The organism is Psychrobacter sp. SZ93C1 (assembly GCF_015864635.1).
Lineage (GTDB): Bacteria > Pseudomonadota > Gammaproteobacteria > Pseudomonadales > Moraxellaceae > Psychrobacter > Psychrobacter fozii.
On sequence record NZ_JADYWY010000004.1, the window covers coordinates 48,338 to 63,257 of the forward strand.

Here is a 14,920-nt window from a genome sequence, read left to right on the forward strand (position 1 = left end):
TCATGAATGATATTACGATGAATGATTTGATGGGATTGTTGCCTTATGCGCCAATCATTACCGTAGTGATTACGGTACTGGTGGTCATAATTGCCATCGCAGTTAAACGCTCACATATGGTGACGGGCACAGTTACCGTCGTTGGTTTAAACATTGGTTTATTTACTTTGCTTGGTCAAATGACTGGCATCGTGAATAGTGGAACCATGATACCAAGTGCTGAACAGTTATTTGTGATTGATAACTTTGCTCAGTTTAATATGGTGATTATTTTTATCTGTGCATTGGCTTGTTGTACGCTGTCTTATGCGTACTTAGCAAACCTTAAGGATAATAAAGAAGAGCTGTATTTGCTCATGTTGCTATCGACGATTGGTGCTTTGCTGATGGTCAGTGCTCAGCATTTAGCGTCATTCTTTATGAGCTTAGAGATGCTGTCTATACCACTGTACGGTATGCTGTCATACACCTATATGCGCAAAAACTCGCTAGAGTCTGGTCTAAAGTACCTAGTGCTATCTGCGACGGCCTCGGCCACCTTATTGATGGGTATGGCATTTATTTATGCAGAAGTAGGTTCACTGGCCTTTAAGCCTATTAGTGTGGAATTGAGCAATCTTTTTGAATCGCCACTGCTGATATTGGGCGCGGCGATGATGATGTTTGGTATTGCGTTTAAACTGTCTGCTGCACCTTTTCATATGTGGACACCAGATGTGTACGAGGGCGCACCAGCACCTATCGCGACCTTCTTGGCATCTGTATCAAAAGTTGCGATGATGGCGCTTGCGGTGCGATTCTTAATTGATACCGCTTTGCTAGCACTGCCATCTGTGCAAATGCTATTGATGGTAATGGCAACCTTGTCGATCTTGGTCGGTAACTTGTTAGCCGTACGTCAGACCAGTCTGAAACGCCTACTGGGTTATTCTTCTATTTCCCATATGGGTTATGTGATGATCGTGATTGTCAGTATTGGTACGGCAGCGGATAGCATCTCTAGTATGTATATGGCTGTTTATGCGTTGACCTCTATCGGTGCCTTTGGCGTAGTGACTCTTATGTCGAGTCCTTATCGTCTATCTGGCGAAGCTGATGAGTTGACTCATTATCAAGGGCTGTTCTGGCGTCGTCCAGTGCTGACTGCTGTCATGACTATCATGATGTTGTCACTGGCTGGTATTCCGTTGACGGCAGGCTTTATCACGAAGCTATTTGCGATATTGGCTGCGGTACAAGGAACCAACTGGTTCTTAGCAGCAATGATTATTTTAGGCAGCTCGATTGGTCTATTCTATTATTTGCGCGTTATGCTTACGCTGTTCAAACGTCCTAAACAGTTTATTGAGTTTGATGTTTCTGGACAATGGGCGATGCGTACTGGCGGTATCATGATTATTGCGGTGACAGCGATGATTATCTTCTTCGGTATCTTGCCGAGCAATATGATTGAATGGTCAAGTTTGGCACGTATCTGGTAGTCTTAAGAGGAAGGTGAGATAAGTCGCTGCATGTGGCTTATCTCCTGTTACGGTTAGAAAACCAAGATGCGCCAGCTTTGTGATAAGCTTGGCGCATCTTTTATTTTGTATCGTTTAAAGTTTTTATAAAAATAACTATAGTCAAAGAAGTCTAAAACAGCTACAAGGCAGCCGACTGCAGATAGTACAAGTCGTACATCTAAGGAGGGTAACGCCGTAGCTATTTAGTGGTTCTCTGACTATAACAATAAAAAGCGAGTGGCTAATTCTTATGAGTGACAATATTCAAACGGTAACCGTGCTTAGCAAAACCACGTGGACGCCAAACTTATTTAGTTTTACGGTCAGCCGTCCTGACAGCTTTAAATTTACGGCCGGTCAGTTCGTACGCTTGGGTGTCAATCCTAGCCGACTGAAGTACTATACAGAGCAGAGTGGTATGTCTGATGCTGATATATCTGATGAGGCATTAGATGAAGATATCTTTCGCGCTTATTCAATTATTTCTTCGCCATTCGACGAAGTATTAGAGTTTTTCTCTATCGTCATCCCTGATGGGGCGTTTACCTCACAGTTGCAACATCTACAAGTAGGGGATGAGTTACTTCTTAATACCTTGCCATTTGGATTTTTAACATTGGCGCGTTATCAAAAACCACTGCCCAAGGATCTGTGGTTGCTCGCGACAGGTACGGGTCTGGCACCATTTTTATCCATGCTACAAGATTTGAAGACATGGGAAGATTATGAGCATATTGTATTGGCTTATAGCGCGCGATCGATAGAAGAGCTAGCTTATGTCGAAAAGATTGAAGGTTTGCAAGAAGATTTTGGCTCGTTGGTTGAAAATCCAGCGAAGCTCATTTTTATCCCAATCGTTACTCGTGAGCCTGTCGACGGTGCATTGTCAGAACGTCTACCGAAGCTGCTACTGGATGGTACGTTGCAAGCGCGTGCAGGCATCGATTTAGATATCGATACTACCCATGTCATGCTGTGTGGCAACCCAGATATGGTGGATGACACCAAAGAAGCATTAAAGTCGCTAGGACTGGTGATGAATCGCCGAGGCGAGGGCAATATCGCTGTAGAGAACTATTGGTAGCCATATAACTGGTTTGAGTATTCTATAGATCTGCTGTGACAAAATAAAAACGCTGAGCTTCAAAGACTATTGTTTTTGAAGGTCAGCGTTTTTTATACGGTGAAATAGTTAAACTTGGCTTGGTTCAGTCGCATCATCTACGGGATTGACAGGACCTTGCATCAACTCAGGTTCATCATCGTCACTAATGATATCTTCGTTGCTACTTGCGGCTAGTAAGTCGCGATAATTAATCTGAGTCTTTAAAATCATTTGCTCTTCTTCAAGCTCGCCATAATTCACTTGTACCTTATGCAAGGTACTCATGATTTTTTTATTCTTTTTTAGCCAGCGATTAATATCAATGTAGATGATTTCATCTTTTGCACGGGCAATATTGATATAAGAGAGCAGAAATCCTAACGGATCTTTTTTAAGAATACTGTGATAGAACCAGACGAACAGTTTGACACCTTGACGTTTTAGAAAAGACTCGCAGCGTAAGTTGAGTACGTCAGTATATGTCTGCTGACCAAATACAAAACGTTGGACATTGCGATCGAGCTGAACATGAATCAAGCCAAAGTTACTCGCGATTTCCACATAAATGCCTGCCACATTGATCGTACAGTATAAGCGAAACCAGTCGTCATGCATCTCAACACGCAACTCTAAGATAGCCTTTACATTATCAGTGACGAACTTCTGTAGCGACTCATTGACGTACTCTTGTGTCACTGGCAGCGCAAGTTCATCTTCAAATTTATCCGTTGTTCTATCATATATCTGTCTGATAGATTGGGTAAGGCGCTCCCAGCCACCGCTAAATGACTCATCGAATCGATAGCCTAAATTGTCAAAGAATTCGTCAAAATTGTCTGAAGTATCCATGTTGTCAAAATCACTCAAACTTCTTATCCTTATCATTATAGGTGTGCATCATCGTATAGCGTGCGCTCAGAATCGCTAATCAAAAATGGTCGATGAACGTTTATTTGATAATACGATGCTTATTAAACAGTATATATTAAATATGATGGCTTCAAAATGCACACATGTACTTTGTAGTCATTCATTTGGTCGATATTGAATATCAGAAGACAGCACTGACAGCGATTATGTTTTAGAAAATGTGAATCGCGGATAATAAAAAAGCCTATTTGGTTTATCTATGTTCACTATATAGATGCTGATATCTAGGGTGCTTGCAGCCCAATCGTCAATGTTCTTTCATCTGGCGTATGGGTTTTGTATTAAGTTTGACGGTATTTTTTTAAGCGTTTGCCTAAAGAATTGTAAAGTTTGCGTGAGTGGGTTAGATTGCTAACGCACAGGTTCTCGTGGCGACACAATTCTATGTCATGGTATGATAGCGCCAGAATAAATCATACATACCATTATGATGCTTATTATTTGCTGTTTTGTATTTATAAGCTCGTACCCATAAGCTGAGATCGACTGTGGCCTATATTAAAGATTCACAAAGCTATCACTTTTCCGCACAAATACCTAAGCGAGATATTAGCTTACCTGTTGCTATCGTTATCGCAGTTGGTGTACATGTGCTTATTATTTTTGGTGTTAGCTTTTCTATGGGGAAAGACCCCGCTGCGATGATGCAAGATGTCGCAAAAGCACTGACTGATAATATGAAACCAAATGAGGATGCTCACTTTATTGCTGATGCCTCCCAAGAAGGTGGTGGTACGGTACAAGAGCAACTGAGACAAGAGACGGATCAGATTAGCCCATTGTCTGCTGAGCAAATGAGTGAGACACAAGATGTGATTAGCTTGCAACGGCAAGTTCGACAACAGCAGTATCAAGAAAGTTATCTACGCACGACGTTAAGTTGGCGCCAAGCTAATGTAGAGTCGGATAATGACAGCAAAGAAGCACAAGATGACATGATTGCACAAGAAGAGCGTCTGCGAAAACAAGTTGCCACCTTGGAAGCTCAGTTGTCTCAGCGCCAGCAAGTGTATGCCACCAAATCGAAAGTGGTGACTGTCGATAGTAATTCAACGACACGCGGTGCAGCAGCGGACTATATCAATACGTTTCGTGAGCATGTCGAGCGCATCGGCAATCTACATTATCCCGTACAAGCGCGCGCGCAAGGGATCACTGGTGAAGTACGTCTGATGGTCATTATTAGTAGCGATGGTAATATTAAAGCCATTCGCTTACTTGAGAGCTCAAACTCAACGATACTAGACGAAGCGGCCAAACAGTCGGTTAGACAAGCCGCGCCTTTTGGTGTATTCACCAAAGATATGAGTGATATTGTCGAGTTACGCTTGATTCGTACTTATCAATACAGCGATAAAGTGAATGTGACTTATTAAGATGCTTCTTAAGATGGTTCGAATGTAATCAATAATGAAAACTAGAATAACAGTTCATGCGTTATTCTAGTTTTTATATGACAGATACTCAAATTCATAAAACACAGATATAAAATAAAGAGTCAGTATGGAATTTTTAGGTTTTACCATAGATATTGCGGCCTTAACCAGTAATGCAGTAAGTTTGGTTATAAAAGTAGCGCTAGCGATATTGATATTCGTCGTAGGACGTTGGCTTGCCAAAAAAGCAGTCGCTATCGCACAAAAAATCATGCTGCGCAGTCACTTAGATGACACGGTTGCTAGCTTTTTGGGTCGTTTAATCTACGGCGTGCTATTGGTAGTAGTCGCACTAGCAGCACTTAGCAAAGTTGGTGTGCAGACGACTTCAGTTGTCGCCATATTAGGTGGTGCGGCCGTTGCAATTGGTCTGTCACTAAAGGATCAGCTGTCTAACTTTGCCGCTGGTATTATGATTGTGACGTTTCGCCCGTTTGTACGCGGTGATTATGTGCAAATACTGGGTCACACAGGTACGGTGACAGAGATCAGTTTGATTAATACGCATCTGACCACGACTACCAATCACGACATTATCATCCCTAACGGTGACATCACCACAACCGCGACTATCAACTATTCGTCGTTACCCAATCGCCGTGTGGATATCACTATCGGTATTGGCTATGATGCCGATATCAAGACAGCAAAAGACATCATGATAAAGCTGGCCACTGATAATCCGTTGGCCTTTACTGATCCTGCACCTATCGTCCGTGTGACCAACTTAGGGGACAATTCGGTTGATTTGACCTTAAACGTTTGGACTACCAATGCGGACTGGTGGAGCATGCAATGTGATTTGCTTGAGCAGTTTAAATACGCGCTTGATGACAATAAAATCGACATTCCATTCCCACAGCGCAGTGTACATGTTAAAGGATTAGAGATGTTGATGGGCAACAAAAACGAATCGCCATTGCCATCTTTAGACAAAGATCAAAACCTCTAAAGATAAAAATGTTTAAATCGTATTCACTATAAATAAGGATTTGGTAGGTTTAGGCTTGCCAAAACCTCAATTTCAAACTGCTCCATCTCATCTTGTTCAGCTTGTCCAAGCTCATGATCAAATCCAAGCAAGTGCAGCACACCATGTATCAATAGGTGGCTAATGTGCTGTGCGACGGTTTTCTCTTGTTCTGCGGCTTCACGCACGATCACATTATGACAAATAATCAGCTCACCAAGCGCTAGGGTTGGCATCAGCCCCATGATAGCGGCTGGCAAGTCACTAGGATAAGACAGAATGTTGGTCGCATAATCCTTGCCTCGTGCTTCCAAATTCAACTCACGACCTTCAGTCTCATCAGTGATATATATATCGAGTGATTTGGTTTTTTCTTGCCATAATTCAATATCAATATCTGCAAAATAAGGCAGTACTAAACCACTATTAATTTGCTCATCTATGTAATCTAAAGTTGCCACCATCACAGGTAGTAGCGTGTCACGATGATAAAAAGTATCGAGTAGGGTGTCATCAATACTACTCGTTGCACTGATGTCTAATATCTCAAAGCTTTCGTCATTATTAGTGATATCAGTTGCCTTATTTTGGTTAAGATTATCATCGTCATTATACTGGCTCATGTTGTTCTCTCCTTACTGTATTGTCATGTCGTTTGTTTAATTTGCTAAAACTGCCCAAGGCTAACTTACCAACCCTAATCTACTACGCTAATTATCAGTCTAGCAGCAAAAAACCGGACTACTAATCAGTAATCCGGTTTTGCATTTCTATATTTGCGGTTCTAGGGTGGCAAATATCAAACCTGCCATTTTATAGTTTTGCCGCAGCATTAGCGATAGCTTGTCTACGCTCTTGCTCTTTGATGCGCTCAAACTTACGCTTTTCTTCTAATATGATTTGCTCTTCATCAAACACATCATAGGCTTCGACAATTTTTTGCACCAGTTGATGGCGTACCACGTCTTTTGAGTCAAACTTAGTGATATGAATCTCTTCGATACCGCTTAAGATTTCCATCGCTTGCGCCAAGCCCGACTTGTGCCCGCGTGGCAAATCTACTTGGGTCACGTCACCAGTGATCACGGCTCGTGAACCAAAACCCAAACGGGTTAAAAACATTTTCATCTGCTCAGGCGTGGTGTTTTGCGCTTCATCTAAGATGACAAATGAATTGTTTAATGTACGACCGCGCATGTAGGCAAGGGGTGCGATTTCGATGACTTGTTTTTCGATCAGTTTGCCTACTTTTTCAACACCGATCATCTCATATAACGCATCGTACAATGGACGCAAGTAAGGATCGATTTTTTGCGTTAAATCACCCGGTAAAAATCCCAGTTTTTCACCAGCTTCTACCGCTGGACGCACGAGTAAAATCCGCTCAATCTCGTTACGCTCAAGCATATCTACGGCGCAAGCAACGGCTAGATACGTTTTACCAGTACCAGCAGGACCAATACCAAATGAGACGTCAGAGTTCAGCACACTTTGGACATAGGTTTGCTGGTTGCCACCGCGAGGAATGATACGACCCTTACGTGTGCGCAAGCTAACGGGCGTAAATTCACTAACAACATCGAAGTCTTCTTCTTCGGCAGCATCTTCTGCCTGTTGTGCATCCGCTGCCATGTCTTCGTCACGAGAGATGCTTGATTGGATGATGAGATGCAACTCTTCTGCACTGATGTCTTTTTTGTTTTGAGCTTCATCCACCATTTTATAAATAATACGTTCACCACGTTCAACACCGGTCACATCACCGCTCAGGCAAAAGTCACCTTGACGCTGCATGATTTTGATATCGAGGCGTTTTTGGATATATTTCATGTGATTGTTGTATTCACCTAGCACGATTTTAAGCTGTGCTGGCGTCAATGATTCAAACTTTATACGGCGGCTCATGGAATCAGTCAAGCGATTATCCTTTTATTGTGTGCCCAAAGTTATGTTGTTTTATTAAGCTTTGGACTTAAGAGATAAAGTAGTCGGTCGTTATTGTCTTGGCTTTAAATTGTAGAGATAGAAATGACGGTAGCAATGCTGTTGGTTTTGTTGTTTGTTTTAGGAATGGTGATAAGTAAGGGTCTTGCCTTTATTATGGTAGATAGTTTTTAAATTTCAAGCCATACATCATATACGTGACGCTGTTTTTGTACGGTGATTGCAACGGTCATGCTTTATTGAATGCTTTTATGAGGTTAATAGCTTTTGCGTGTCAATCTGATATTAAATTAGTCTTCAGTAATACAAGATATCACGAATTTTTAGTACACGCTTTGTCTACTGTTAAGAGCACGGAGTGATAGGTAATTTGTGGTAATCTATGAGTGATATCATAGCGCTTATAATTAAATTTAAAACACGAATAAAATGAGCAGGGCCATAAAATTCAAGTGGCTACTAGCGGCAATTAATAGGCCGTTCATCAATTATAGAAAGCACTTCCCATACAATAAAGTAGGAATAATAATGATACAAAATACTGATGTAAATTTATCGAATGCTAAAGACAAAGTTAAAAATACAGTTGAAAACAATGTAGTTGAAAACATAGCTGATAATAGTAAGGCAATCACGGCGCAGCAAGTACTTATCGCAGGTGGCGGGCATGTCGGTTTATCCTTTGCACTGCTGCTAGCGAATCATGGCATTGCGAGCACGTTATTAGAAAAAAACAGCTATCCGACCATCAGTCCAAATGATGACAACAATCGCAGTCACTATTTGGACAGTCGCAACACCGCATTATCACGCCGCACCGTACAGATTTATCAAGAGATTGGCCTATGGGATGAGTTGCAAAGCCATGCCTGCCGTATCGACTCAGTACAAGTTAGCGAACAAGGCAGCTTTGGCCGTGCGCAGCTCAATAAAGCCGAAGAAAAAGTAGAGTCGTTTGGTCAAGTAATAGAAAATGCATGGCTCGGACGCAAGCTTTTATTAGCCGCGCAACAGGCGCCATTGATTACGTTGATTGATAATGCCAATGTCAGCGCAGTGACACAAAAAGCGGATGGTGTCACGCTGAGCTTTAGCTATTACGGTGAAGAGGAACAAGAGCAGCAATTGCAGGGCAGCGTCTTGGTCGCTTGTGATGGTCGTGACTCTACCGTGCGTCAGCTACTGGATATCGGCACGACCACTTATGACTATCAGCAAACGGCTATCGTCGGTGTGGTAGAAACTGACAAGGCGCATGAGCATGTCGCGATTGAGCGTTTTAGCCCAGCAGGTCCACTTGCTGTACTGCCATTGACTGACCCAACAGGTGACGGCAATGATGAGTATCAGAATGGCTACCGACGTTCGGTCGTTTGGGTCTGTCCAAAAGGTGAAGAGAAACGTTATTTAGAAGACGATGCACATTTTTTACAGACACTGCAGCAAGCGTTTGGTCAACGTGCTGGCACGTTTATCGCTGCTGGTCGCCGCGGTGCTTATCCATTGACACGTGTGCTAGCTGACAAGCAAGTAGAAGGCCGTTGCGTGGTCATGGGCAATGCCGCTCACACCTTGCATCCTGTAGCAGGGCAAGGTTTTAACCTGTGTATGCGAGACGCTCATGTATTGGCGCAGATGATGAGTGCACAAGTGCTCAAAGGTGCAGATATTGGTGATCCAACGCTACTCAAACGCTATGAAAAAGCACGTCTAAGCGATCAAAAACGAGTCATCCGTTTTTGTGATGCTGTGGTACATGGTTTTACCCATCCTAATCCAGTCATAAAGCTAGCAAGAAATGTGGCTCTGGTAGCCTTTGATAAACTGCCAAATATTAAACCACTGGTTGCGACCTATGCGATGGGTTTAAAATCGTAGTGCTATAGCCAATCCTCTTTAAAAGAGCGACAGCGTTAACCTCGATTGAAGTATTCAATATACATCTACACTCGGTTGCCTTGGCTCTCTTTTAAACTGACTCAACTATATATAAGTAAGATTGATAATAAGCATTCTAATATCGACCAGTATTGAGAGACACCTTATGAAAAATAACCATACGCTGATTATCGGTAGCGGTATCGTTGGTGCAACGCTTGCGCTAAAACTGGCACAAGCAAAAATGCCTGTGACGTTAATTGATGCTCGTCCTGCACGCGATGAATCAGCTTGGCAAACTGTGCTGAGTAAGCGTGATGCACGAGTGTATGCGCTCAGTATGGCCAGTATTAATTTGCTTAAAGATATTGGCGCGTGGCAAAAAATTGCTAGCTCTGAGCGTAAGGCTGACTACTCACAAATGCAGGTCTGGCAGTTGAATGGCATGGGTGAGCTGTTATTTGGCGATAGTAGCGATGATCCGTCTAATTCTGTCATGCCGCCAATGCTTGGTAGTATGGTCGAGCCAGCCGTCATTGAGCATGCATTATGGCAACGCTTGTGTGAGGATGATGTCAGTGATTATCTAACCATTATCGCGGGGCAAAAAGTCACAAACATGGATTGGCTAGGTTCGCAGCAAGGTTATCGTGTGACTTTAGACAATCATAAAACTATTAATGCAGCACTACTGGTGGGAGCGGATGGTCGCGGCTCATTTGTACGCAAGCAAGCAGCGATTGGACTGGACACGCTCGATTACAATCAAACCGCGATTTGCTGTGCGATTCACACCGAAAAACCGCATCAGGCGACGGCGCGACAGGCGATGTTACCGACTGGCACACTGGCTTTATTGCCATTAGCGGATATTACCGATGACGATAAAGCCAATCCACAGCATTGGCAATCGATTGTATGGACGTTGCCGCGCAATCAAGCATTGGCATTGATAGAGGAAGAAGACCGTGTTATTGCTGATAAACTGGCTGCTGCCTGTCATTATGAGTTAGGTGCTATCAGTCAGATTGAATCAATCGCTAGTTTTCCGCTAACCGCGCAACAAGCGAATAGCTACGTCGCTGATAACTTGGTCTTGATTGGCGATGCGGCACATGGCGTGCATCCGCTGGCAGGTCAGGGGCTGAATCTGGGCATGCTCGATGTACAAGTATTGAGCGAGCAATTAGCGCACGACTTTACTCGTAGTGGTGGTACGATTTGGGGAAGCAATCAAACGTTGCGTCGTTATGAGCGTCTGCGTCGTCCGCATAATAGCCTGATGATGCACAGCTTTTCTGCCCTTAACTGGCTATTCTCAGGGTCGCTGGCGCAATTACGCCCCGTGCAGCAGATACGTAATGAGGGCATGTACCGTGTTGGCAAAATGAAGCCATTGATGCGCTTGTTTGCCAAGCAGGCGAGTGGGGTTTAGGGACAGCAGTTTAAATTAAATAATAAGAATATTTCGATGAAGCATATTTTAATTGATTATGAAAACATTCAGCCCAAAAGCTTCGATGATGTAGAGGTCGATGAGTGTCACGTATGGCTGTTTTTGGGTATTAATCAGCAAAAGAGTCTACCACCTGAACTGGTTGAAACATTGCTTAGGTTTGATAATAAAAATGTACATATTATTAAGATGCAACATGCAGGAAAGAATGCACTAGATTTTTACTTATCTTTTTATCTTGGCAAGATCTCTGAAATTGATCCTAAGGCTGATGTTTGTATTTTAGCAAGAGATAGTGGCTATGATATCTTAGTTGAGCATCTCAATAGTACCTATGATGGTATGAGTATTAAGCGATTAGTAAATGCTAATCAGTTAACTGTGAGTTATGAGTCACATGAAAACACTGTGTTAGATATAAAGGAAAGTTCCCTTATCGTCGAAGATAATCAAGATATTATATTAGATAACATCGATAACATCGATAACATCGATAACATCGATAACATCGATAACATCGATAACATCGATAACATCGTAACAGGAAGTAATCAGCCTCCAGCTCAATCTCTTGAAAAGAGCGTACCTAAAGCAGTGATACATGACTGTTATATCTTAGTTTTTGATAGCATTGTCAATCATAAAGTATTTTTACCAAGCTATAAATTTAATCTGTTACATTTGATGAAGAAGTATGTTCCAGCAACAATATTAGAGAAATTCAATGGTGTTGAGCAAGATTATATTTTTGAGCAAGTTTTCGAGAAATTTATAAAATTAGGACTCATCAGCCTTGATGAAAAAAACGAAAAATTAAGTTATAAAGTAGATAACCAAGGAATACTAGATTTAGTGACCGATCAGATTTTGTTAAGTAGAGCTAAAAAAACTGATGGATTGAATAATGTCATTAAGCAAAAACTTTCAAGTTATCGTCAAATAAACAATGAGGATCAAGTTAATTTGGTTTTAACATACCTTAAAAATAAGGGCTTTATAAAGCAGGATAATCAAGTTGTCCATTATCCGCCTTTTAACGATATACCAAAAAATACAAGCAAATCTTCAAACGGTAATAATGAGAAAATCAAAGCTGCTGATACGATGTATCAAGGTGTAATAACATTAATAGAAAGTCAACCGCCAACATCTAGACCGTCCAAAAAATCAAGCTTAGTGAATTATCTTAAAAGCCATTTACGTAATGAGAATCCTAAAGTAATCGATAAACTTATTAAACAGATGGTTAAAAATAAAGTTATCGTCATATCAGATACAAACAAGCTTAGCTATAAAATATAAAAGCTTAAAAAAGGCAAAGCCTATGCTCATCCCTAAATACTGGGCGCAATATAAGCAGCGCTTTGAATTGTCAGAAACAGCTGATAACACATCCGATGACTTTAATTCTAAGCAAGCAACTATTAAGCGATATGGTTGGTCAGATGTCAGTCAAGTAGAGGCCTTGGCTCATGCGAAGGCACGAGTGAAAGAGACTCATCAACGCTGGCTAGAGGGCAAGGATATTGTCAGACGTGAGCGTAGGGAAGAGTATAACGAAAGTAATGGCATTCCCATTCGTGAGCAGATTATTTCTGAACAGAGTTTTTCAGATAGTGGTTTAACTTCAGGTAGTTTAGAGAGTAAGGCGTCTGATACGCAGCTTGTAGTCACGCGTAACAGTTACGGTGCCCAAGTGGCTAACATCGATAACATTGCGATCGTTGATGTCGATAATAAAGATCTATTAGGCCATCTATATCCCGAACATTACAGTCCTAATGGCTTTATGCCTGCTATACCCACTTATCAAACTAAGTCATCAAAAAAATTACCAGTTTGGGGGTTTATTATCCTCTTTATATTTATCGCCAGTGTTATCGCTTGGCTCGGACTATCATGGTTATGGCTGTTAATAGTTATGATTGGCGTGACCGTCTATTTGTGGCAACAAGCCAGCCAAAGAGATAAAGCATATATGCAAAAATATACTGCTGAAATGAATTCGTTACAGCCTTTTATAGCTACTTTGATTCAGCAGCGCATTGTTAGTCATTCACAAGAATCATTCCGTTTGTATAAGACGCCTGCAGGCTTTCGTATTATTGCCACCCACGATACTATTTCGCCAAGTGATGTGTTAGTCGCGGACTGGTTTGAGTATTTCCATGCCGATGCCAATTACGTGCGTCTCTGTCAGGCGCAGCAGTGCTTTCGAGCGCGGCTTACTGCAAAGCCATGGCGTATGGCTGAGGTCGAGGGTAAAAAACTGGCTAAAGATATTCCTGCCAAAAACTTTTGGTTTGACGCCGAGAGCATGGATGCAGATAGTAGTATTGAGCAACGTCAAAATGAGTTAAAGGCGCGGAAAGAGTGGATTAACAATTACGATAAGTATGCTAAAAACTATCGAGCCTGTCGCTATGTGGAGAGTTTTTCTGGTAAAGAAGCTAGCCATCAGTTAGAGCACAAATCCATACAAGCATTTATTGCGTGGCATGATAGAGCTTGTCAGGTGGATAAAGAGCTGGAGATGGCTTAGGGCGTGTTCAACGCGCCCTAATCACTAATCATAATGAAAGGACTTATACTATATGTGAGTCAAAAATTAACGTTACCCCAACGACGAGAACAACACCATCAATACGGGTGAGACAATATTAATAATAAAGCCAAAGCTAATTGCCAATGGCACGACCTTTAGACCGCCTGATTGTTGAATGATTGGCAAGGTAAAATCTAGACTGGTTGCGCCACCAAGCCCTACCGCTGCTGATGGATATTTACGCATAAATACGGGAATAAAGATCAATGCAAAGAACTCACGCACCAAGTCATTGAATAAGGCGACACTGCCCCAGACTGCGCCATAAGCATCGGTCATCACAATGGCAGATAGGGAATACCAACCAAATCCTGATGACAGTGCCAAGCCTTTGGTCCACGATACATCCGTAAACAATAGCGCAAAAACAAGCCCGCCGACCAATACTGATAGCGTAAAAATGATGCTCATTTCTACGCCGCGTTTATTGAGGAGCACTTCCTTTAAGGTAATTCCTGAACCTTTTAAACCGATACCGACCAACAAAATCAAGATCATCAGCATAACGGTCATGGTGTTTTCCGGTGGCATGTAGTTAGCCGGTAGGAAATAGCCAATCACCATGCCAATCAATACGCAAACGACTTGGGCGAGGCTGCCACGAATACTGACGCGATGTTCTTTAGATTTGACGCTGGGTTTTTTGGCTTGCCATGGGCGCATGTTATCGAAAATCATCAAAGCTAGTAGACCAGAGCCGATAGTGAGGACTGATAGCACAGCCACATAAAGGGCAATCTCGGCCACCTGACTGCCAAGCCCTTCAACCTGCGATAGCTCAATACCGATTAATGCTAAGATGAGGTATACCAAATAAGACAAGCCTTTATCTGCAAGCTTGGTCATGGTTGGATTAGAAGGGATAGCAAAGCCAACAAACATTGGCATTAATACTAGAACAAGAGTAATCAGGCTTTGCATAACGGCAGACTCATAAATTGTAACAAGGCGTTTTTAAGAAGCAGAAGATTGTATCATATCAAGTTATAAATACTGACATTGGTAAACCATATTCTTTATAAAGCCCGATTTTTATGGATTATAATTAGATTTATCGCCACGTTTAAGTATTTACTTAATAAACTTTTGTTGTT

The 14,920-nt window shown here is 42.0% G+C and carries 12 protein-coding genes; 8 read left to right on the forward strand and 4 right to left on the reverse strand.

Annotation, left to right across the window (positions count from 1 at the left end):
- Positions 1-2: 2 nt before the first annotated feature.
- Together I6E83_RS06530 and I6E83_RS06535 are read left to right on the forward strand one after the other, a co-directional pair.
- Positions 3-1,481: an NADH-quinone oxidoreductase subunit N gene (locus I6E83_RS06530; protein ID WP_197100603.1), complete on the forward strand. Its 1,479-nt coding sequence runs from the start codon at positions 3-5 to the stop codon at positions 1,479-1,481.
- Positions 1,482-1,752: 271 nt separating this feature from the next.
- Positions 1,753-2,586 (forward strand): ferredoxin--NADP reductase, encoded by an 834-nt coding sequence (locus I6E83_RS06535; protein ID WP_197100605.1) that lies wholly within the window; start codon positions 1,753-1,755, stop codon positions 2,584-2,586.
- 108 nt (positions 2,587-2,694) lie between these two features.
- Here I6E83_RS06535 and I6E83_RS06540 read toward each other — a convergent pair whose 3' ends face one another.
- On the reverse strand, positions 2,695-3,492 hold the full coding sequence (locus I6E83_RS06540; RefSeq protein ID WP_197100607.1) for a hypothetical protein: 798 nt from the start codon (positions 3,490-3,492) through the stop codon (positions 2,695-2,697).
- A 533-nt stretch (positions 3,493-4,025) separates the two neighbouring features.
- Between I6E83_RS06540 and I6E83_RS06545 the strand changes: the two genes are divergently transcribed.
- On the forward strand, positions 4,026-4,913 hold the full coding sequence (locus I6E83_RS06545) for an energy transducer TonB (RefSeq protein ID WP_197100609.1): 888 nt from the start codon (positions 4,026-4,028) through the stop codon (positions 4,911-4,913).
- A gap of 127 nt (positions 4,914-5,040) precedes the next feature.
- On the forward strand, positions 5,041-5,925 hold the full coding sequence (locus tag I6E83_RS06550; RefSeq protein ID WP_110922273.1) for a mechanosensitive ion channel family protein: 885 nt from the start codon (positions 5,041-5,043) through the stop codon (positions 5,923-5,925).
- Between the two features lie 26 nt (positions 5,926-5,951).
- Here I6E83_RS06550 and ybeY read toward each other — a convergent pair whose 3' ends face one another.
- A complete protein-coding gene (gene ybeY / locus I6E83_RS06555) occupies positions 5,952-6,566 on the reverse strand; it encodes an rRNA maturation RNase YbeY (RefSeq protein WP_197100616.1) in 615 nt (204 codons plus the stop codon).
- A 190-nt stretch (positions 6,567-6,756) separates the two neighbouring features.
- Positions 6,757-7,848 carry a PhoH family protein gene (locus I6E83_RS06560; protein WP_197100931.1) on the reverse strand — a complete coding sequence of 364 codons (1,092 nt, stop codon included), beginning with the start codon at positions 7,846-7,848 and terminating at the stop codon, positions 6,757-6,759.
- A 570-nt stretch (positions 7,849-8,418) separates the two neighbouring features.
- Between I6E83_RS06560 and I6E83_RS06565 the strand changes: the two genes are divergently transcribed.
- From I6E83_RS06565 to I6E83_RS06580, 4 genes are all read left to right on the forward strand, one after another.
- Complete coding sequence (locus I6E83_RS06565; RefSeq protein WP_413787056.1) at positions 8,419-9,765, forward strand: FAD-dependent monooxygenase; 1,347 nt, start codon at positions 8,419-8,421, stop codon at positions 9,763-9,765.
- A gap of 166 nt (positions 9,766-9,931) precedes the next feature.
- A complete protein-coding gene (locus I6E83_RS06570; protein ID WP_197100618.1) occupies positions 9,932-11,200 on the forward strand; it encodes an FAD-dependent monooxygenase in 1,269 nt (422 codons plus the stop codon).
- Positions 11,201-11,236: 36 nt separating this feature from the next.
- A complete protein-coding gene (locus I6E83_RS06575; RefSeq protein ID WP_197100619.1) occupies positions 11,237-12,523 on the forward strand; it encodes a PIN domain-containing protein in 1,287 nt (428 codons plus the stop codon).
- A 22-nt stretch (positions 12,524-12,545) separates the two neighbouring features.
- Positions 12,546-13,763, forward strand: a complete 1,218-nt coding sequence (locus I6E83_RS06580; protein ID WP_197100621.1) for a hypothetical protein — start codon at positions 12,546-12,548, stop codon at positions 13,761-13,763.
- A 72-nt stretch (positions 13,764-13,835) separates the two neighbouring features.
- Here I6E83_RS06580 and I6E83_RS06585 read toward each other — a convergent pair whose 3' ends face one another.
- Entirely contained in the window at positions 13,836-14,747 is a 912-nt protein-coding gene (locus tag I6E83_RS06585) for a lysine exporter LysO family protein (protein WP_197100623.1), read from the reverse strand.
- Positions 14,748-14,920: the final 173 nt, after the last annotated feature.

Excerpts from the sequence above, each read along its gene's own strand:
- I6E83_RS06530 (WP_197100603.1), top strand. The coding sequence starts at position 3 with ATGAATGATATTACGATGAATGATTTGATGGGATTGTTGCCTTATGCG.
- I6E83_RS06535 (WP_197100605.1), top strand. The coding sequence starts at position 1,753 with ATGAGTGACAATATTCAAACGGTAACCGTGCTTAGCAAAACCACGTGG.
- I6E83_RS06540 (WP_197100607.1), bottom strand. The coding sequence starts at position 3,492 with ATGATAAGGATAAGAAGTTTGAGTGATTTTGACAACATGGATACTTCA.
- I6E83_RS06550 (WP_110922273.1), top strand. The coding sequence starts at position 5,041 with ATGGAATTTTTAGGTTTTACCATAGATATTGCGGCCTTAACCAGTAAT.
- ybeY (WP_197100616.1), bottom strand. The coding sequence starts at position 6,566 with ATGAGCCAGTATAATGACGATGATAATCTTAACCAAAATAAGGCAACT.
- I6E83_RS06560 (WP_197100931.1), bottom strand. The coding sequence starts at position 7,848 with ATGAGCCGCCGTATAAAGTTTGAATCATTGACGCCAGCACAGCTTAAA.
- I6E83_RS06570 (WP_197100618.1), top strand. The coding sequence starts at position 9,932 with ATGAAAAATAACCATACGCTGATTATCGGTAGCGGTATCGTTGGTGCA.
- I6E83_RS06575 (WP_197100619.1), top strand. The coding sequence starts at position 11,237 with ATGAAGCATATTTTAATTGATTATGAAAACATTCAGCCCAAAAGCTTC.
- I6E83_RS06580 (WP_197100621.1), top strand. The coding sequence starts at position 12,546 with ATGCTCATCCCTAAATACTGGGCGCAATATAAGCAGCGCTTTGAATTG.
- I6E83_RS06585 (WP_197100623.1), bottom strand. The coding sequence starts at position 14,747 with ATGCAAAGCCTGATTACTCTTGTTCTAGTATTAATGCCAATGTTTGTT.